Consider the following 18,043-nt stretch of genomic DNA (forward strand, 5'->3'; position numbering starts at 1 on the left):
GCCACTGTTTATTCAGTTGCCCCGGATTCGAGAATTATCGGTATGAACACCATCCTGACTCTCGTCGCGATGGTCGCGATCATGGTCGCCCCCTTCGCACTCGGCGCCCTGTTGAGCGCCATCACCCGAAATCCCGGTGCACGCAACGGCTTCGGCAACTTCAACTGGACCGACGTGGGAGACTCCCGCGACCTGGACCGCGTCGCGCACGACCTCGCCGCGGCACGGTCCCGATACGAATAGTCAGACGGACGCGAGGAAATCCTCGACCGCGCGGCGGTAGACCTCGGGCGCGTCGTCGTGCACGAGGTGGCCGGCCCCCGGAACTTCCACATACGTTGTCCGGTACCCGATCTCGGCCATCTTGCGCATCTGTCCCGGCGGCGCGACCCCGTTGCCGGCCTCGATGAGCAACGTCGGCGCCCGTACTGCCGTCCACTGCTGCCAGTAGTCCCGGGTGCCCCACTCGGCGGCGATCGCGACCCAGTGCGCCGCCTCGCCGTGCAGCCGCCAACCGGTCTCGGTGCGATCGAACGCGTCCAGGAAGTACTGGCCGGCGACCGGGCCGAAGAGATCCAAAACCTTTTGCGCCGAATCGAATTCGACCGGAATCGAATGTGTCCAGGGATCCCAGGCACCGATGGTGAAGCCGACGAAATCCGCTGCCATGTCCTCGACCACCAGCGCGGTGACCAGTTCCGGATGTTCGGCGGCCACACACCAGCTGTGCAGCCCACCCATCGAGTGCCCGATCAACCGCGCCGGACACCCCAACGAGCCGACCGCGTCGGCCAGGTCGGCGACGAACCGTTCGGTGCTGATCGGCTCGGAATCGTGGACACCGCGCCCGCGGTGCCACGGCGCGTCGTACGTATAGACCTCGCCCAATTCGGTCAGCCACGGCAACTGCCGGTCCCACGTCGTCCCGCGGCCCATCAATCCGTGCACCAGCACAATCGGCTCGCCGGTGCCGCCCCGGGCGGTGAGCAGGTCGGTCGTCATGGCCCCATCCTGCCTGTCGAGTAGCGCGGTAACCTGAACCACATGCCTGTGGTGAAGATCAATGCGATCGAAGTTCCGCCCAACGCCGGCCCGGAATTGGAGAAGCGGTTCGCCAACCGCGCTCACGCAGTGGACGGCCAGCCCGGCTTCCTCGGATTCCAGCTGCTCCGCCCGGTCAAGGGCGAAAACCGCTACTTCGTGGTGACGCAGTGGGAGTCCGACGAGGCGTTCCAGGCCTGGGCCACCGGCCCGGCCGTCGAGGCCCACGCCGGGCAGCGGGCCAACCCCGTCGCCACCGGAGCGTCACTTCTCGAATTCGAGGTTGTGTTGGACGTTGCTGGTTCCGGCCAGCAGGCATAAGACCCGGGCTGCGCTGGCCACGGCCGGCGCAGTCATCGTCGTCTTAGGCGGCTGTAGCAGCACGCCCGCAGCCGTCGCGCCACCATCGAGCGCTGCCTATGGCGCCCTGATCGACATGAGCACCCCGCAGGGCATGCGGTCCCGGCAGACGATGGACATGCTCAACTCGGACTGGTCCATCGAGCCGGCCGGGGTGAAGACACTCGCCGCACCCGACCAGGTCGACGACATCACCTACCGGATGAAGTGGATCTGGTGGGACCGCCCGTTCAAGCTCACCGGCATCGACATCGGCGCAGGACAGTCGACGCTGCACGTCACCAACTCCTACGGCGTGAACCAGGACATCCAGCTGCACGTCGACGGCAAGGGCACCGTCGACCGCATGGAGGTCTCGCTGCGTCCGCCGCCCGTCAAGTCCTGGGCTGACGTCGACGCGGCCATCGCGAAGTCCGGCGCCCACTACTCGTATCAGGTCGCCAAGGTCGTCGACGGCAAGTGCGTCAAGGTCGCCGGCACCAACGTCGACGAGCCGATGCCGCTGGCGTCGATCATGAAAATCTATGTGCTGCTTGCCGTTGCGCGAGCGGTGTCGGCCGGCACCCTCAGCTGGGACGACAAGGTCACCGTCACCGCCGAAGGCAAGAAGCTCGGTTCGGCCGGCATGGACAACCTGGCCCCGGGCACACAGGTGACGGTCCACGAGGCGGCCCAGCAGATGATCTCGGTCAGCGACAACATGGCCACCGACATGCTGATCAACAAGGTCGGCCCCGCCGCGGTGGACGAGGCACTCGTGGTCGCCGGGCACCACGACCCGGCAAGTCTGACGCCGTACCCGACCATGCACGAGCTGTTCTCCATCGGCTGGGGCAAGCCCGATGTGCGTGACCAGTGGAAGAACGGCGACAAGGCGCAGCGCACGGCGCTGTTGCAGCAGGTGAGTTCGCGGCCGTACGAGCCCGACCCGTACCGCACCCGGACGCCGGCCTCGAGCATCGGGGCCGAGTGGTACGGCAGCGCCGCCGACATCTGCCGCGAGCACGTCGCGGTGCAGGCCGCCGCAGTCGGGCCCGCCGCACCGGTCCGGGACATCATGTCGAAGGTCGCCGGCATCGACCTGGACCGCGCCAAGTGGCCCTACCTGGGCTCCAAGGGCGGCAACCTGCCCGGCGACCTCGGCTTCAGCTGGTACGCCGTCGACCACACCGGCCAGCCGTGGGTGGTGAACTTCCAGCTGACCTGGCCGACGTTCAAGGGTCAGACCGCGGCGCAGTGGCTGCTGAGCATCATCAAGCAGGCGTTCGATCTGATCCCGGTGCGGTGAGCACGCAGTCGCCGCAGCACGCCGCCCTGTCGCCTGCCAGCTGGTAGATCAGGCAGCAGCTGCTCCGCCGAAAATCCGGCCCTGAGCGCAACACTCCCCCGTCGACCCTGAGGTCCGCGAGCACGACGTCGGCCGCTTGTCGCGCCTGCTGTCCCAAGTCCGGCCGGGCCCGGCCGATCTGCTGGGCCGCACTGTTGGCCGCTGATCCCACGTTGCCCCACAACACTTTCGGGCTGACGCCGAATCGCCCGAACGCGTTCGTGAGCGCCTCGACGGCGGGTGGGCCACCCGTCGACTCGGTGGAGACCGACAGCGGATAGGGGCCGCCCAACTGGTCCTGCCAGGCGAGGTCGCCCAATGACCACGACACCGGCTCGCCGAGGGCAGCGGTACCGATCATCGGCGCGATCAGCCGGGCCACCAGTCCCAGATGTGCGACGGACGCGGCAACGCGAATCTCGGGCTCGCCGTTGCCCATCAGCGCCGACCTGACCTTGTGCACGCGCGCGGTCAGCGCGTCCGGATCGTCGATGAGCTCGGACATCGGCCGCCACGGCTGCGTCGGCGAAACCTGGTGCCGTGCAACGGCAAAGAACGGGCCGAACCCGTCCAGGTCGTCACTCACCGGCGGGCTGCTGAACCAGCCGGCGCGCGGCCTCGGCGACGGCGGCACGCCGGACGGCCGCGGTTTCCGGCGACAGCGGCTGATCGACGATGCGGTCGATGCCGAATCCGCCCGCGGCGAGCGCGTAGGTCATGTCGTTGAGCAGCACCAGCAGATCCATCGGCCGCCACGACGCGTCGATGATCCCGCTGCGCTGCGCCTCGGCGATCCGGTCCAGCTTGGACTGAAAGATGCGACGCAGCACGTGGTCACCGAACATCCCCTCGGCGGCCTCCAACTCGATCCAGCGCTGCAGCCGGGCCCCGACCGGGTCGGCCACCATGTAGTCGAAGAGCGCGACCGCGTACGCCGGGACGTCGTCGGGCTTGAAGATCGCGTCGTACGGCGCGTCCTGAATCCACTGCTCGACGACGGCCTCGAACAGGTTCTGCTTGCTCTGGAAGTAGCTGTACAGCCGCTCCTTGCTGGCATTGGCTTCGGCAGCAATGCGATTCAGCCGGGCGCCGGCAAATCCGAGGGCGGAGAACTCCACTTTGGCGGCAGCCATGATGCGCTCGCGTGTCGCATGTCCGGCTGCTCTCATAGCATCCGCCAGGGTAACAGCCAGCTACCTCACTGGTCGCGTTCGAGAAGGAAGTAGAACAGCTTGTCGTCGGTGCGCTGCCGCTTGCCGTTCATGATGCCCATCAGGGTGTCGCTGTCGACCCGCTTGAAGTGGTCGAACACCGGCTGCCCGTCGTAGACCATGGTCCCGGTCACCTCACCGCGAAACTCGATGTCCCACAACGTCGCGCCGCCACGGCTCAGGTCCCTGTTCGAAAACAGTTGCCCCGCTTCGTCGTAGCAGACGATGGGCTCGACTTCGTTGATCGATTTGAAGATTTTGCCGTACCACCGGGCCGCCTGCAGCTGGCCGTTCATCTTGTGGCCGGTGTCGAACTCGTCGCCTTTCCAGTTGCCGACCATGTCGACGGCGCGGACCGGTTCCAGCGAGGCCCAGATTTCGTCCAACTCGGCCGGATCGACACGAGCCTGACCCCGCAGTTCGGCGAAACGAGCGCGGGCGGTATCGACGTCCACAAGGACCTCCCAAGTCAGTTGGTTCGGAAACTGACTGTAATCCCGAACCAACCGGTTCGGCAAGCCTCGATATTGACGTCTGCAGATATTCATTCAGCCGCCCTCCGGCGACGACGAGTAGGGCAGGTCGCTGCTGGTGTGCCGGTCGACCTGCACCGGACGCCCGATGTAGGGAAACGCCCGCTGCGGACAGGCGGGGCGATCACAGATCTTGCAGCCCGCACCGATCGGCACCGCAGCCTCGGGGTCGGCCAGATCGATGCCGGCCGAATAGATCAGCTTGTCGGCGTGCGCCAGGTCGCAACCGAGACCGATGGCGAAACGCTTCCGCGGCCCCCGGAACCGGCTCGGGGTCGACGTCGTCGTGCGCGCGATCCAGAAATACGACCGCCCGTCGGGCATCTGCGCCACCTGGGTGATGAACTCCCCCGGTCTCGCGAAGGCGTGGTGCACCACCCACAGCGGGCAGTTGCCGCCCACCCGAGAGAAGTGAAAGGCCGTGGCGGACTGACGTTTCGAGATGTTGCCCGCACTGTCGGTGCGCACGAAGATGAAGGGCACGCCCCGGGCATCGGGGCGCTGCAGCGTCGAGAGCCGATGGCACACGGTCTCGAATCCGACCTCGAACCGGCGCGCCAACCTGTCGATGTCGTACCGCAGTTCCTCGGCCGCCGCCAGGAACAGCCGGTACGGCATCAGCAGCGCGCCGGCGAAGTAGTTCGCCAGCCCGATCTGCGCGACTTCCCTTGCCTCGGAACTCAATTGGTCGTCGCCGGCCACCAGCGCCGCGATCAGGTCGGCATACATCAACAGCGCCACCTGAGTGGCCAGCTGGAACGCGCGCTGCCCCGGATGCAGCCAACGGGCCAGATACAGAACGCCGACGTCCTCCCGGTAGAACCGTTTGGCGTTGGGGCCCAATACATCCCCGTCGTCGATGACCACAGTGATGCCGAGCTCTGCGGTCAACAGGTCGGCAAGTTGCGCGTCCAGACCGCCGAGCCGCATGCCGGACCGGTCGAACAACGACTCGGCCGCCGCGTCCAGTTCGCCGACGTGGTTCTTCCGGTCGTAGAAAAAGTCGCGGACCTCTTCGAACGGCATCGGCTGCGGCAACGGCGCCGACGCGTCGACAGTGGCGCGGGTATGCATGGCGTCGAGTTCGGTTGTGGCATCAAATAATCGGCGGTTCATGCTGACCAGCATCTGACCAACCGCCGGCATTCTGGCCACCAGCTCCTCGATCTGGCCGGCAGTCGCCGAGGTGTCGGCGAGAATCTCGCGCAGGTCGGAAACCAGCCGCGCATCGGAATCGGGGGCGAAGTAGTTGGTCGGCAGATCGAAGCGCTCCGCCAGGGTGAGCAGCACCGGTACCGTCACCGGGCGCTGGTCGTTCTCCAGCTGGTTGACGTAGCTCGTCGACAAATCCAGGGCGCGCGCCAGCGCGACCTGCGTCAGGCCCTGTTCCTCGCGCAGCCGTCGCAGACGGGCGCCCACGAATGTCTTTGCCACTGCCGCGAGCCTAACCCCGGCGGCTTACACAAAGTTCGCAAACCACGGCCACCAAGGACGCAAAATTACGCAAATACAGGGTCTTTCCGGCTCGCGACCAGCTGCGTAGCGTGCGAATCATGCAGACACACGAGGTACGCACCCGACGCAGCGCGGAGGAATTCCCCCGCTCGGAACACCTGGCGTGGAAGATCGCGGAGGTCGCCGCCGATCCGGTCGACGTGACGCCCGAGGTGGCGGCGATGGTCGTCAACCGGATCATCGACAACGCCGCGGTCTCGGCCGCATCGGTGATCCGGCGTCCCGTCACCGTCGCCCGGACCCAGGCACAGGCGCACCGCACGCCGCGCGGTGCCACGGTCTTCGGCATCGACGGCACCTACTCGCCCGAGTGGGCCGCCTGGGCCAACGGGGTGGCCGTCCGCGAACTCGACTTCCACGACACCTTCCTGGCCGCCGAGTACTCGCACCCGGGGGACAACATCCCGGCCCTGGTCGCGGTGGCCCAGCAGCTCGACGTCCGCGGCGCCGACCTGATCCGCGGCATCGCCACCGCATACGAGGTGCAGATGGACCTCGTCCGCGGAATCTGTTTGCACGAACACAAGATCGACCACGTTGCGCACCTCGGCCCGTCCGTCGCGGCCGGCCTCGGCACCATGCTGCGGCTGGACCCCGAGACCATCTATGCCGCGGTCGGCCAGGCGCTGCACCTCACCACCGCCACCCGCCAGTCCCGCAAGGGTCTGATCTCCAGCTGGAAGGCCTACGCCCCGGCGCTGGCCGGCAAGGTCGCCATCGAGGCCGTCGACCGGGCCATGCGCGGTGAAGGCTCCCCGGCCCCCATCTGGGAAGGCGAGGACGGCGTCATCGCCTGGCTGCTGTCCGGGCCCGAGCACACCTACCAGGTGCCGCTGCCGGGTCCCGGCGAACCCAAGCTCGCCATCCTGGACAGCTACACCAAGGAACACAGCGCCGAATACCAGAGCCAGGCCCCCATCGACCTGGCGCGCCGGATGCGTTCGCGGATCGGCGATCTGGACCAGATCGCCACAATCGTGCTGCACACCAGTCACCACACGCACGTGGTGATCGGCACCGGCTCGAACGATCCGCAGAAGTTCGATCCGGATGCAACACGAGAAACCCTCGACCACTCCGTGATGTACATCTTCGCGGTCGCACTGCAGGACGGTGCGTGGCACCACGAGCGGTCGTACGCCCCCGAACGCGCACACCGGCCGGACACCATCGAGCTCTGGAACAAGATCTCGACCGTCGAGGATCCGGAGTGGACCCGGCGATACCACTCGAATGACCCCGCCGAGAAGGCATTCGGCGCCCGGGCCGTGGTGACGCTCAAGAGCGGCGAGGTGATCGTCGACGAGCTGGCCGTGGCCGACGCCCACCCGCTGGGCGCGCGCCCGTTCGAGCGGGCGCAGTACCGCCACAAGTTCACCGAGCTCGCCGACGGCGTGATCGCCAACACCGAGCAGGAGCGTTTCCTGACCGTCGTCGATGGTCTCGCCACCATGAAGCCGGGCAGCCTCGACGCCCTCAACCTGCGGGTCGAACAGGTCGTGCTGGACAAGGCTCCGACCATCCCGTCGGGGATCTTCCGATGAGCGCCGGCCTGCTCGGTTCGCGGGTCTCGGCGGCCGACAAGCGGGCGGCATTACGGGCGGCACTGAATTCCGGCCGGCTGCAACGCTATCCGGGCGCATTCTCGCCACTGGTGGCCAAGCTGGTGTCGGAGATCGGCTTCGAGGGGGTCTACGTCTCGGGCGCGGTCCTGTCGGCCGACCTGGGCCTGCCCGACATCGGGCTGACCACCTTGACCGAGGTGGCCGGACGCAGCGCCCAGATCGGCGCGGCAACCGATCTACCCACCCTGGTGGACGCCGACACCGGCTTCGGCGAGCCGATGAGCGCCGCCCGCACCATCACGGTCCTGGAGGACGCCGGGCTGGCCGGCTGCCACCTCGAGGACCAGGTGAACCCCAAGCGCTGTGGCCATCTGGACGGCAAGGCCGTCGTGCCGGCCACCGAGATGATCAAGCGACTGCGTGCCGCGGTCGCCGCGCGCCGGGACCCGAACTTCGTCATCTGTGCCCGCACCGATGCCGCCGGGATCGAGGGCATCGACGCCGCCATCGACCGCGCGAAGGCCTACGCCGACGCCGGCGCCGACCTGATCTTCACCGAGGCACTCTCCACCCCGGAGGAATTCGAGCGCTTCCGGACGGCCGTCGACACTCCCCTGTTGGCCAACATGACCGAGTTCGGCAAGTCGGAACTCGTGACGGCTCAGCAGTTGTCCGACATCGGCTACGACATGGTGATCTACCCGGTCACCACCCTGCGCCTGGCGATGCACGCGGTCGAGGCCGGCCTACGCGAAATCCATACCGCCGGAACCCAAGCCGGCCTATTGGACCGGATGCAACACCGCAGCCGGTTGTACGAACTGCTGCGCTATGCCGACTACAACCAATTCGATGCAGACATCTTCAATTTCACCCTCCAGGACGTGAAAGCATGACCACTGAAACGCCCCACATCCACAAGGGCCTGGCCGGTGTCGTCGTCGACACCACCGCCATCTCCAAAGTCGTGCCCGAGACCAACAGCCTGACCTACCGGGGCTATCCCGTGCAGGATCTGGCGACGCACTGCACGTTCGAGCAGGTGGCCTACCTGCTGTGGCACGGCGAGCTGCCGACCGAACACGAACTCGCGATGTTCTGCCAGCGCGAGCGGGCGTCCCGGCGGATCGACCGGTCGATGTACTCGCTGCTGGCCAAGCTGCCCGAGAGCTGCCACCCGATGGACGTGGTCCGCACCGCGATCAGCTATCTCGGCGCCGAGGACCCGGAAGAGGACGACAGCACGGTTCCGGCCAACTACGCCAAGTCACTGCGCATGTTCGCCGTCCTGCCGACCATCGTCGCCGCCGATATCCGCCGCCGGCAGGGACTTTCGCCCAGCCAGCCGCACAGCCAGCTGGGATACGCCGAGAACTTCCTGAACATGTGCTTCGGATCGGTCCCCGAACCGGCGATCGTCGACGCCTTCTCCCAGTCCATGGTGCTGTACGCCGAGCACAGCTTCAACGCATCCACGTTCGCGGCCCGGGTGGTGACTTCCACGCAGTCGGACATCTACAGCGCGGTCACCGCGGCCATCGGCGCCCTCAAGGGCTCGCTGCACGGCGGCGCCAACGAGGCCGTCATGCACGACATGCTGGAGATCGGCTCGGCCGAGAACGCCCCGAAGTGGTTGCACGGCAAGTTGTCCCGCAAAGAGAAGGTGATGGGCTTCGGACACCGCGTCTACAAGAACGGTGACTCTCGGGTGCCGACGATGAAGGCGGCACTCGACCGGGTGGTGGCTGCTCGCGGCGGCCAGCGGTGGCTGGACATCTACACCGTGCTGGAGCGCGAGATGTTCACCGCCACCAGGATCAAGCCGAACCTCGACTTCCCCACCGGGCCGGCCTACTACCTCATGGGCTTCGACATCCCGGTCTTCACACCGCTTTTCGTGATGGCCCGCATCGTGGGCTGGACCGCGCACATCATGGAACAAGCGGCGTCGAACGCACTGATCCGTCCCCTGAGTGAATACTCGGGCCAACCACAGCGTTCCATTGCCTGAGCGCGCCATCACCAAAATCCTCGTCGCCAACCGGGGTGAGATCGCGATCCGGGCCTTCCGGGCGGCCTATGAGCTGGGTATCGCGACGGTGGCGGTGTACGCCCACGAGGACCGGAACTCCCCACACCGACTGAAGGCCGACGAGTCCTACCAGATCGGCGAGCCGGGCCATCCCGTTCGCGCCTATCTGTCGGTGCCCGAAATCATCCGGGTGGCGCAGCTATCCGGCGCCGACGCGGTGTACCCGGGATACGGATTCCTGTCGGAGAACCCGGAACTCGCGTCAGCGTGCGCCGCGGCGGGCATCACGTTCGTCGGCCCGAGTGCCAGCGTCCTGGAGTTGACCGGCAACAAGGCCAGCGCCATCGCCGCGGCCCGAACCGCCGGCCTGCCGGTGCTCGCATCGTCGGAGCCGTCGGCTTCGGTCAGCGAATTAATCACGGCCGCAGCCGGTATGGAGTTTCCGCTGTTCGTCAAGGCCGTCTCGGGTGGTGGCGGACGTGGCATGCGGAGGGTGACCGAGCCGGCCGCCCTGGCCGAGGCCATCGCGGCGGCGTCGCGCGAAGCGGAGTCTGCTTTCGGTGACCCGAACGTCTACCTCGAGCAGGCGGTCCTCAACCCCCGCCACATCGAGGTGCAGATACTGGCCGACGGAACCGGCGAGGTGATCCACCTCTTCGAACGGGACTGCAGTGTGCAACGCCGGCACCAGAAGGTGGTCGAGCTGGCCCCCGCCCCGAACCTCACCGACGAACTGCGGAACCGAATCTGTTCGGACGCGGTGACATTCGCGCGCCAGATCGGTTACTTCTGCGCCGGAACCGTCGAGTTCCTGCTCGACGAGCGCGGGCACCACGTGTTCATCGAGTGCAATCCGCGCATTCAGGTCGAGCACACGGTGACCGAGGAGATCACCGACGTCGACCTGGTGGCCGCCCAGTTACGGATCGCGGCCGGCCGGTCGTTGGCCGAGCTCGGGCTGAGCCAGGATCGCATCAGAATCCGTGGCGCCGCCATGCAGTGCCGCATCACCACCGAAGATCCCGCCAACGGTTTCCGCCCCGACACCGGCCGGATCACCGCCTACCGTTCTCCCGGTGGTGCCGGCGTCCGGCTGGACGGCGGCACCAACGTCGGTGCGGAGATCAGCGCCCACTTCGACTCGATGCTGGTCAAACTCACCTGCCGCGGTCAGGATTTCGCGACGGCGGTCAGGAGGGCCCGACGCGCCCTCGCGGAGTTCCGCATCCGCGGGGTGTCGACGAACATTCCTTTCCTGCAAGCGGTTCTCGATGATCCGGACTTCGCCGCGGGCAAGGTGTCGACATCGTTCATCGACGAGCGTCCGCAACTACTGACGGCCCACACTCCAGGGGACCGCGGCACCCGCATCCTCAACTACCTCGCGGACGTGACGGTGAACCAGCCGCACGGCGGTCGTCCGTCGACTGTGTATCCACGTGACAAGCTGCCGAAGATTGATCTCGACGGTCCGGCGCCGGCGGGCAGCAAGCAGCTGCTGACCGAGCTCGGCCCAGAGCGCTTTGCGGCCGCCCTACTGGAGTCGCCGCGGCTGTGGGTCACCGACACCACGTTCCGCGACGCCCATCAGTCGCTACTCGCCACGCGAGTGCGTACCTCGGGCCTGGTCAAGGTGGCACCGTACGTGGCCCGCATGACGCCGCAGCTGCTGTCGGTCGAGTGCTGGGGCGGCGCGACTTATGACGTGGCGCTTCGGTTCCTGAAGGAGGACCCGTGGGAGCGGCTGGCCGCGCTGCGGGAGGCGATGCCCAACATCTGTCTCCAGATGCTGTTGCGCGGCCGAAACACCGTGGGTTACACACCCTATCCGGCATCGGTCACGTCGGCATTCGTGCAGGAGGCCACAGCCACCGGCATCGACATCTTCCGGATCTTCGACGCGCTGAACAACGTGGAATCGATGCGGCCGGCGATCGACGCAGTGCGTGAAACCGGTTCCGCGGTGGCCGAAGTCGCGATGTCCTACACCGGCAACCTCTCCGACCCCACGGAGACGCTGTACACGCTCGACTATTGGCTGAAGCTGGCCGAGCAGATCGTCGATGCCGGTGCCCATGTGCTGGCCATCAAGGACATGGCCGGTCTGCTGCGACCGCCCGCGGCGGCAGAACTCGTGTCGGCGTTGCGATCCCGGTTCGACCTGCCTGTACACGTCCACACCCACGACACCCCGGGTGGACAGCTGGCCACGTACGTCGCGGCCTGGCAGGCCGGCGCCTCGGCAGTCGACGGGGCGGCGGCACCGCTGGCCGGCACCACCAGCCAGCCTGCCCTGTCGTCGATCGTTGCGGCAGCCGCGCACACCACGCACGACACCGGTCTGTCGTTGGCGAACGTCTGTGAGCTGGAACCGTATTGGGAGGCGTTGCGCCGCGTCTACGCGCCTTTCGAGGCGGGCCTGCCCGCACCGACCGGCCGCGTGTACACCCACGAGATCCCGGGCGGGCAGCTCAGCAATCTGCGTACCCAGGCCACCGCCCTCGGGCTGGGCGGCCGCTTCGAGGACATCGAAAACGCCTATGCCGGAGCAGATCACGCTCTCGGCAGGCTGGTGAAGGTGACGCCGTCGAGCAAGGTGGTAGGTGACCTTGCGCTGGCGCTCGTCGGCGCCGGGATGAGCGCCGGGGAGTTCGCCGCCGACCCGCACCGCTGCGACATCCCGGATTCGGTGATCGGCTTCCTCCGCGGCGAGCTCGGCGACCCGCCCGGCGGCTGGCCGGAACCCTTGCGCAGCAAGGCCCTTCACGGAAGGTCCGACACCAGGCCGACGGCAACCCTCACCGTCGAGGACCACGCCGAACTGGCGGAGCCCGGTCTTACCCGCCGAGCCGCCCTGAATCGGCTGCTCTTCCCCGGTCCGACCCGCGAATTCCTGACGCATCGAGAACAATTCGGCGACACCTCCCGCCTGAGCGCCAACCAGTTCTTCTACGGGCTGCGCCGCGGCGAGGAGCACCGCGTCAAGTTGGAGAAGGGCGTCGAGCTGCTCATCGGTCTCGAGGCCATCTCCGAGCCCGATGACCGCGGCATGCGGACGGTGTTGTGCCTGTTGAACGGTCAGCTGCGCCCGATCCTGGTGCGGGACAGGTCGATCGACAGCGCAGTCCCCGTCGCGGAGAAAGCGGACCGCGGCAACCCGGACCACGTTGCGGCGCCGTTCGCCGGTGTCGTGACGATCGGGGTGACCGTTGGCGAGCGGGTCAGCGCGGGCCAAACGGTCGCCACCATCGAGGCGATGAAGATGGAGGCAGCCATCACGGCGCCGAAGGCCGGTACCGTCACGCGGATCGCGTTGGCGCCCACCGCGAGCGTCGAAGGCAATGACCTGCTCGTGGTGGTCAGCTGACCAACGCCGTGTTCACGGCACGACGACGAGCTTGCCGTGCACGTGGCCCGCCGTGCTCGCCGAGAGCGCGGCACCGGCTTCGGTCAGCAGGTACGTCTCGCTGATCGAGATGGTGAGGCGTCCCTGCGCGACAAGCGTCGCCAGTTCCCGCAGGGCGGCGCCCAGTTCGCTTCCGGAACCACCGACATGCACCTGGATTCCGGTGGCGGCCTGGTCGAAGGCGACCAGCGTGAGAACGCGCGCCGGGTCGCCGGTGAGCTCGATGGACAACGGAATCTCGCCGCGACCGGAGGCGTCGAGAACGGCGTCGACCCCGTCGGGTGCGGCGGCCCGGACCCTGTCGAGCAGACCAGCGCCGTAGGTGACCGGCGTCGCGCCGAGCGAACGCAGGTATTCGTGGTTGGATTCACCGGCTGTGCCAATGACGTTGACGCCTTGAGCCTTTGCGAGCTGGACGGCAAAAGTACCGACGCCGCCGGCGGCCGCGTGGATGAGCAGGGTGTCGCCCGCCTTGACGCCGAGCTTCCCCAGCACCGTGTACGCAGTGCCGCCCGCGCCTGCCAGCGAGCCCGCCACTTCCCAGCTGACGCCCTCAGGCTTACGGACGAGCTCGGCAGCTTCCGCCAGCGCGAGATCCGCGAACGAACCTGTCGTGGACCGGCCCAGGACCTCGTCGCCAACCGCCCACTCGGTTACCTCGGACCCGACGGCGTCGACGACGCCGGCCACGTCGGACCCCACACCGGCGGGCAGCTCGAGCGGCATCAGTTCGCGCATGTACCCGCCGAGGATCTTCCAGTCGATCGGATTCACGCCCGCGGCACGTACCGCGATTCGCACCTGGGTGGGTAAGGGAGCCGGCGGCTCGACATCGACAACTCGCAAAACCTCGGGTGCGCCGTATTCGGCGAACTGCACTACTCGCGACATCGATTCGTCTCCAATCGGTTTCCGGGCACCGGCCCAGCAAGGTCAAGGCTCGAGCAGCCGGTTTTATTTCAGGTGACGCACCGCCGCGTGACCCCGAAATGAACTGCGCTCCGGAACCTGAGCCAGATTCCGGAGCGCAGTCATCGGCGAGCTATCCGGCGCGAACCAACTGTGCCGCCTGCACCATGTGCCGCAGCGACTCGGTCACCTCATCGGTCTTGCGGGTCTTCAGCCCACAGTCCGGGTTCACCCAGAGCCGTTCTGCCGGAACGGCATCCAGCGCACGGCGCAGCGATGTCGCCATCTCGCCGGTGGTGGGAACCCGCGGTGAGTGAATGTCGTACACACCGGGGCCGACGCTGTTCGAGAACCCGATGCCGTTGAGGTCGTCGAGGACCTCCATGTGGGAGCGGGCCGCCTCGATCGACGTCACGTCGGCATCGAGATCGGCAATGGCACCGATCACCTCACCGAACTCCGAATAGCACAGGTGCGTGTGAATCTGCGTGGCGTCGCTGACGCCCGACGTCGAGAGCCGGAACGCATCGACCGCCCACTGCAGGTAGGCCGCCTTGTCGGCATTGCGCAGCGGCAGCAGCTCTCGCAGTGCCGGCTCGTCGACCTGGATGATCGCGATGCCGGCGGACTGCAGATCGACGGTCTCGTCCCGGATGGCCAGCGCCACCTGGTTGGCCGAGTCCGCCAGCGGCTGATCGTCGCGAACGAACGACCAGGCCAGGATCGTCACCGGACCGGTGAGCATGCCCTTGACCGGCTTGTCGGTCAGCGTCTGCGCGTACGTCGCCCACTCGACCGTCATCGGCTGCCGCCTGGTGACGTCACCGAAGAGGACCGGCGGGCGCACGCAGCGGCTGCCGTACGACTGCACCCAGCCGTTCTTGGTGGTCAAGAAGCCGTCGAGCTGCTCGGCGAAGTACTGCACCATGTCGTTGCGCTCGGGCTCGCCGTGCACCAGCACATCGAGGCCGAGTTCCTCCTGCAACCGGATCACCGTCTCGACTTCGGATTTCATCCGGCCGGTGTAATCGGCCTCGTCGATCTCGCCGGCGACGAACGCCGCCCGGGCCTTGCGGATCTCGACGGTCTGCGGGAACGAACCGATCGTGGTGGTCGGCAGTGCCGGCAGGTGCAGCCGGGCATCTTGTGCCTTACGCCGTTCGGCGGCCGGCCCGCGGCTGATGCCACCGGACAGGACCGTGTCGAGCCGGGCTCGGACGGCGGCGTTGTGCAGTCGCGGGTCGTGCGTGCGCGACGCGACCGCCCGGTTCGACGCCTCGAGCTGCGCAGTCACCGAGCCCCGGCCGTTGCGCAGCGCCGTCGCCAGCGTCGCGACCTCGCCGACTTTCTCGGCACCGAACGCCAGCCAGCCGCGGAGCGCGTCGTCGAGCCCGTCCTCAGGTTCGAGCGAGTACGGGACGTGAAGCGTCGAGCACGACGTGGACACAGCCACCGAACGTGCCGACTCCTGCACTGACTCCAGCCGGACCAGTGCGGCCTCCAGGTCAGTGCGCCAGACGTTGCGGCCGTCGACTACGCCGGCCACCAGCAGCTTGTCCGCGAGGCCTGGAACACCGGCCACCGGCCGGTCGCCACCGGAAACGAAATCGACTGCGACGCCGTCGATCTGGGTACGAGCCAGTGCCGGCAGCACGGGCCCCAGTTCGCCGAAGTAGGTCGCGACCAGGATCGCCGGGCGCTTGGTGGTTGCCGCGAGCGTGGCGTAGACGTGCTCGGCCAGTTCGGCGGCGTTGGCAGCGTCGCCCAGGATGTCGGTGACCAAGACGGGTTCGTCGATCTGCACCCACTCGGCACCGGCTGCGGCGAGCCGGCCCAGCAGTTCGGCATACAACGGCAGCAGCTCACCGAGGCGCCCGATGGGCGCCTCTGCGCCGTCGACGGCCTTACTCAGCGCCAGGAACGTGATCGGCCCGACGATCACAGGCCGGGCCGGAATACCCTGCGCCTGAGCCTCTTTGAGCTCGGCCAGCACCTTGTCCGGATGCAGCGCGAACGTGGTGTCGGGGCCGATCTCCGGGACCAGGTAGTGGTAGTTGGTGTCGAACCACTTCGTCATCTCGAGCGGTGCAATGTCCGCCGTCCCGCGAGCCGCCGCGAAATAGCGGTCGAGATCGTCGGCAATGCCGCTCACGCGACTCGGCAGGGCGCCGAGCAGCACCGCGGTGTCGAGCACCTGGTCGTAGTAGGAGAACGTATTGACCGGAACGGAATCCAGTCCGGCGGCCGACAACGCGGCGACGGTCTCGCGGCGCAGGCCCGCGGCGATTTCCTCGAGCGCGGCCCGGCCGATCCGGCCCGCCCAATAGCGTTCGACGGCCCGTTTGAGTTCACGGTTCGGACCGATGCGGGGCGCGCCGAGAATGGTTGCGGTGAATGGTGTTGACAACTGACGTCCTTCAAATGCGACGGAAGTGCGCACCGCCCAAGGACATTCATCGAGGACAGCACAAACCGCCCTCGGCGATCAGCCCATTCCACGAGGCGATGCACCGCCGGACGCGGCGCATCCGGCACAGCTGGCAGGTCTTCGGACTCGCGGGCACGCACCCCTCGGGTGCACCTAGTGGCCGTCGCTTCCCAGTTCGGTACGAACCAGTGCCGATGACGGCGGTCGTTCCTGCTCACCGCTGCGGGACAGTCCCGGATTCTCACCGGGTTCCCTCTCATGGCGGATTTCCGCCATTCGATGCCGCAGACGCCGAAGCGTCATTGGCAAACCAGCTGCGCCGTGGAGATTACCCTGTCGGGCCCGGACCGCCGGGGCCAACCGGGCCGGCCGGGCCCGGACCGCCGCCGTAACCCAACTGCTGTGCGGTGTAGCGGGCCGCGTCGGTGACCGGAACCGCTTGTACCGCAGTGCCGTACGCGCAGATCTCGGTCCACACATCGCCGATCTCGGTGGTGTCGAACCGCATCCCGATGATGGCATTGCCGCCGCGGGCGTGACACTCCTGGAGCAGCCGGCCCATGGCTTCGTTGCGGCTCTCGGCGAGATTCTTGGTCATGCCCTGCAGCTCGCCGCCGAACATCGCCTTGAAGCCGGCGCCCATCTGCGCGAAGGCGTTCCGGGACCGGACGGTGAGGCCGAATACCTCACCGCAGACCCGCTGAATCTCCCACCCGGGCAGGTCATTCGTCGTGACAACCAGCATGCTGCCGCCTTTCTGTGTCGGTATGCCTCGAACTGTAGTGCGCGGCAACCGCAATCGTCAGAGCGCGGCTGCCACGTCCTGCACCGGTGCGGCCTTCCTGGTGCCACCGAGGTAGCGCTCGACGAGCCCGCCGAACACCAGCCCGATGACCGTCCAGATCAACGCCTGGTCGATCAGCGAGTACCACCGGAACTTCCACAGCAGGTCGGCGTCGAATCCGGGGTAGATCAACTGCCCGGGGGCATAGACCTTGCCGTCGACGGTGACCGGCGTATCGAATGTGTTGGTGATCGGCTGCGGCGTCTCGGTGGCGGCGCGCGCGAAGCCGAACTCGCCCGAATGCTCGACGTTGGCGGCCAGATCACCCAGCGACGGCAGCGCCGCCAGCAGACCGCCGTACACGACGAAGAATCCGAGCACCGAGATTCCGACGGCACGCGCCCAGCCGACCTTCGCGGACAGCTTGCGCGCGGCGAACACCGCGAGGCCCAGCAGGGTCAGCGATCCCCACACCATGCCCAGGTACAGGAAACCGCGGGCCTCCATGGTGAATTCGTGGCCGACGGCAGGCGGGTTCGACGGGTATTTCACGAACGGCAGCAGGTACACACCCAGGAAGCCGAAACCGGCGACGGTCCAGCCCAGCACCTTGGGCCGCACGCCGAACCGGCCGTGCAGCACCAGATACGCGACCGCCACCAGCGCACCCATCGCCACGGAGAACGCGATGATGCCGGTGGCCGCACCGATACCCGACTGGATGGACCGGCTGAACAGCTCCGGCCCGTCCGGCTCGACCGGATGCCCCATGGCCGTATGAACGGTCGAGAGCACGTTCATGCGGCCGGATTCGTAGTCGATGGCCTTGTCGATGGTGGGTTCAGCAAAAATCCAGGCAAACAGGAACCCCAGAATGCCGGCGATCAGACCGGCGAGGGCTCCGCGCCCGATGACGCGGATTTCCACAAGAA

16 protein-coding genes and 1 riboswitch are annotated in these 18,043 nt (G+C 67.3%); of the genes, 7 read left to right on the forward strand and 9 right to left on the reverse strand.

Annotated elements, in window-relative coordinates:
* Nucleotides 1-42 precede the first annotated feature (42 nt).
* The gene (locus BR47_RS0106335; RefSeq protein ID WP_020100896.1) at nucleotides 43-243 is read left to right on the forward strand and encodes a hypothetical protein; all 201 of its coding nucleotides are present in this window, start codon (nucleotides 43-45) and stop codon (nucleotides 241-243) included.
* Here BR47_RS0106335 and BR47_RS0106340 read toward each other — a convergent pair whose 3' ends face one another.
* Complete coding sequence (locus tag BR47_RS0106340; protein WP_029118941.1) at nucleotides 244-1,002, reverse strand: alpha/beta fold hydrolase; 759 nt, start codon at nucleotides 1,000-1,002, stop codon at nucleotides 244-246. It lies immediately after the preceding gene.
* A gap of 42 nt (nucleotides 1,003-1,044) precedes the next feature.
* Between BR47_RS0106340 and mhuD the strand changes: the two genes are divergently transcribed.
* Entirely contained in the window at nucleotides 1,045-1,362 is a 318-nt protein-coding gene (gene mhuD / locus BR47_RS0106345) for a mycobilin-forming heme oxygenase MhuD (protein ID WP_020100898.1), read from the forward strand.
* The gene (locus BR47_RS0106350) at nucleotides 1,325-2,689 is read left to right on the forward strand and encodes a serine hydrolase (RefSeq protein WP_081633376.1); all 1,365 of its coding nucleotides are present in this window, start codon (nucleotides 1,325-1,327) and stop codon (nucleotides 2,687-2,689) included. The genes mhuD and BR47_RS0106350 overlap by 38 nt, the downstream gene beginning before the upstream one ends.
* On the opposite strand, the gene BR47_RS0106355 is transcribed toward BR47_RS0106350, so the two are convergent.
* From BR47_RS0106355 to BR47_RS0106370, 4 genes are all read right to left on the reverse strand, one after another.
* Nucleotides 2,655-3,314 (reverse strand): (2Fe-2S)-binding protein, encoded by a 660-nt coding sequence (locus BR47_RS0106355; protein WP_029118942.1) that lies wholly within the window; start codon nucleotides 3,312-3,314, stop codon nucleotides 2,655-2,657. The two genes, BR47_RS0106350 and BR47_RS0106355, sit on opposite strands and share 35 nt — an antisense overlap.
* Nucleotides 3,307-3,861 carry a TetR/AcrR family transcriptional regulator gene (locus BR47_RS0106360; protein WP_081831217.1) on the reverse strand — a complete coding sequence of 185 codons (555 nt, stop codon included), beginning with the start codon at nucleotides 3,859-3,861 and terminating at the stop codon, nucleotides 3,307-3,309. The genes BR47_RS0106355 and BR47_RS0106360 overlap by 8 nt, the downstream gene beginning before the upstream one ends.
* A gap of 65 nt (nucleotides 3,862-3,926) precedes the next feature.
* Nucleotides 3,927-4,394 (reverse strand): DUF4334 domain-containing protein, encoded by a 468-nt coding sequence (locus BR47_RS0106365; protein ID WP_029118944.1) that lies wholly within the window; start codon nucleotides 4,392-4,394, stop codon nucleotides 3,927-3,929.
* Between the two features lie 93 nt (nucleotides 4,395-4,487).
* Nucleotides 4,488-5,906, reverse strand: coding sequence for a short-chain fatty acyl-CoA regulator family protein (locus BR47_RS0106370; protein WP_029118945.1), 1,419 nt, complete (start codon nucleotides 5,904-5,906; stop codon nucleotides 4,488-4,490).
* A gap of 119 nt (nucleotides 5,907-6,025) precedes the next feature.
* On the opposite strand from BR47_RS0106370, the gene prpD reads away from it, so the two are divergent.
* Genes prpD through BR47_RS0106390 form a run of 4 tightly spaced genes read left to right on the forward strand, consistent with a single transcriptional unit; the run spans nucleotide 6,026 to nucleotide 12,951 of the window.
* Nucleotides 6,026-7,531: a 2-methylcitrate dehydratase PrpD gene (gene prpD, locus BR47_RS0106375; protein WP_036426876.1), complete on the forward strand. Its 1,506-nt coding sequence runs from the start codon at nucleotides 6,026-6,028 to the stop codon at nucleotides 7,529-7,531.
* Nucleotides 7,528-8,448 (forward strand): methylisocitrate lyase, encoded by a 921-nt coding sequence (gene prpB, locus BR47_RS0106380; protein WP_029118947.1) that lies wholly within the window; start codon nucleotides 7,528-7,530, stop codon nucleotides 8,446-8,448. Before prpD ends, prpB begins: the two co-directional genes overlap by 4 nt.
* Nucleotides 8,445-9,563, forward strand: coding sequence for a bifunctional 2-methylcitrate synthase/citrate synthase (locus BR47_RS0106385; RefSeq protein WP_029118948.1), 1,119 nt, complete (start codon nucleotides 8,445-8,447; stop codon nucleotides 9,561-9,563). The genes prpB and BR47_RS0106385 overlap by 4 nt, the downstream gene beginning before the upstream one ends.
* A gap of 7 nt (nucleotides 9,564-9,570) precedes the next feature.
* Complete coding sequence (locus BR47_RS0106390) at nucleotides 9,571-12,951, forward strand: pyruvate carboxylase (RefSeq protein ID WP_036426911.1); 3,381 nt, start codon at nucleotides 9,571-9,573, stop codon at nucleotides 12,949-12,951.
* A 12-nt stretch (nucleotides 12,952-12,963) separates the two neighbouring features.
* Here the strand turns inward: BR47_RS0106390 and BR47_RS0106395 are convergent, their stop codons facing one another.
* The 4 genes from BR47_RS0106395 to BR47_RS0106410 all read right to left on the reverse strand — a co-directional run bounded on the left by BR47_RS0106395 (nucleotide 12,964) and on the right by BR47_RS0106410 (nucleotide 18,038).
* Nucleotides 12,964-13,881, reverse strand: coding sequence for an NADP-dependent oxidoreductase (locus tag BR47_RS0106395; protein WP_029118950.1), 918 nt, complete (start codon nucleotides 13,879-13,881; stop codon nucleotides 12,964-12,966).
* 151 nt (nucleotides 13,882-14,032) lie between these two features.
* Nucleotides 14,033-16,306, reverse strand: coding sequence for a 5-methyltetrahydropteroyltriglutamate--homocysteine S-methyltransferase (gene metE, locus BR47_RS0106400; protein ID WP_029118951.1), 2,274 nt, complete (start codon nucleotides 16,304-16,306; stop codon nucleotides 14,033-14,035).
* Nucleotides 16,307-16,421: 115 nt separating this feature from the next.
* Nucleotides 16,422-16,629, reverse strand: a riboswitch (cobalamin riboswitch).
* A gap of 26 nt (nucleotides 16,630-16,655) precedes the next feature.
* The gene (locus BR47_RS0106405; protein ID WP_029118952.1) at nucleotides 16,656-17,072 is read right to left on the reverse strand and encodes a YbjQ family protein; all 417 of its coding nucleotides are present in this window, start codon (nucleotides 17,070-17,072) and stop codon (nucleotides 16,656-16,658) included.
* 57 nt (nucleotides 17,073-17,129) lie between these two features.
* On the reverse strand, nucleotides 17,130-18,038 hold the full coding sequence (locus tag BR47_RS0106410; RefSeq protein WP_029118953.1) for a CbtA family protein: 909 nt from the start codon (nucleotides 18,036-18,038) through the stop codon (nucleotides 17,130-17,132).
* Between the last annotated feature and the right edge of the window lie 5 nt (nucleotides 18,039-18,043).

Origin of the sequence: Mycobacterium sp. UNC410CL29Cvi84 (genome assembly GCF_000686745.1) — a bacterium.
GTDB lineage: Bacteria > Actinomycetota > Actinomycetes > Mycobacteriales > Mycobacteriaceae > Mycobacterium > Mycobacterium mucogenicum_B.

Coding starts and splice junctions, on each gene's coding strand:
- BR47_RS0106335 (WP_020100896.1), top strand. CDS start 43: ATGAACACCATCCTGACTCTCGTCGCGATGGTCGCGATCATGGTCGCC.
- BR47_RS0106360 (WP_081831217.1), bottom strand. CDS start 3,861: ATGGCTGCCGCCAAAGTGGAGTTCTCCGCCCTCGGATTTGCCGGCGCC.
- prpB (WP_029118947.1), top strand. CDS start 7,528: ATGAGCGCCGGCCTGCTCGGTTCGCGGGTCTCGGCGGCCGACAAGCGG.
- BR47_RS0106385 (WP_029118948.1), top strand. CDS start 8,445: ATGACCACTGAAACGCCCCACATCCACAAGGGCCTGGCCGGTGTCGTC.
- mhuD (WP_020100898.1), top strand. CDS start 1,045: ATGCCTGTGGTGAAGATCAATGCGATCGAAGTTCCGCCCAACGCCGGC.
- BR47_RS0106395 (WP_029118950.1), bottom strand. CDS start 13,881: ATGTCGCGAGTAGTGCAGTTCGCCGAATACGGCGCACCCGAGGTTTTG.
- prpD (WP_036426876.1), top strand. CDS start 6,026: ATGCAGACACACGAGGTACGCACCCGACGCAGCGCGGAGGAATTCCCC.
- BR47_RS0106405 (WP_029118952.1), bottom strand. CDS start 17,072: ATGCTGGTTGTCACGACGAATGACCTGCCCGGGTGGGAGATTCAGCGG.
- BR47_RS0106340 (WP_029118941.1), bottom strand. CDS start 1,002: ATGACGACCGACCTGCTCACCGCCCGGGGCGGCACCGGCGAGCCGATT.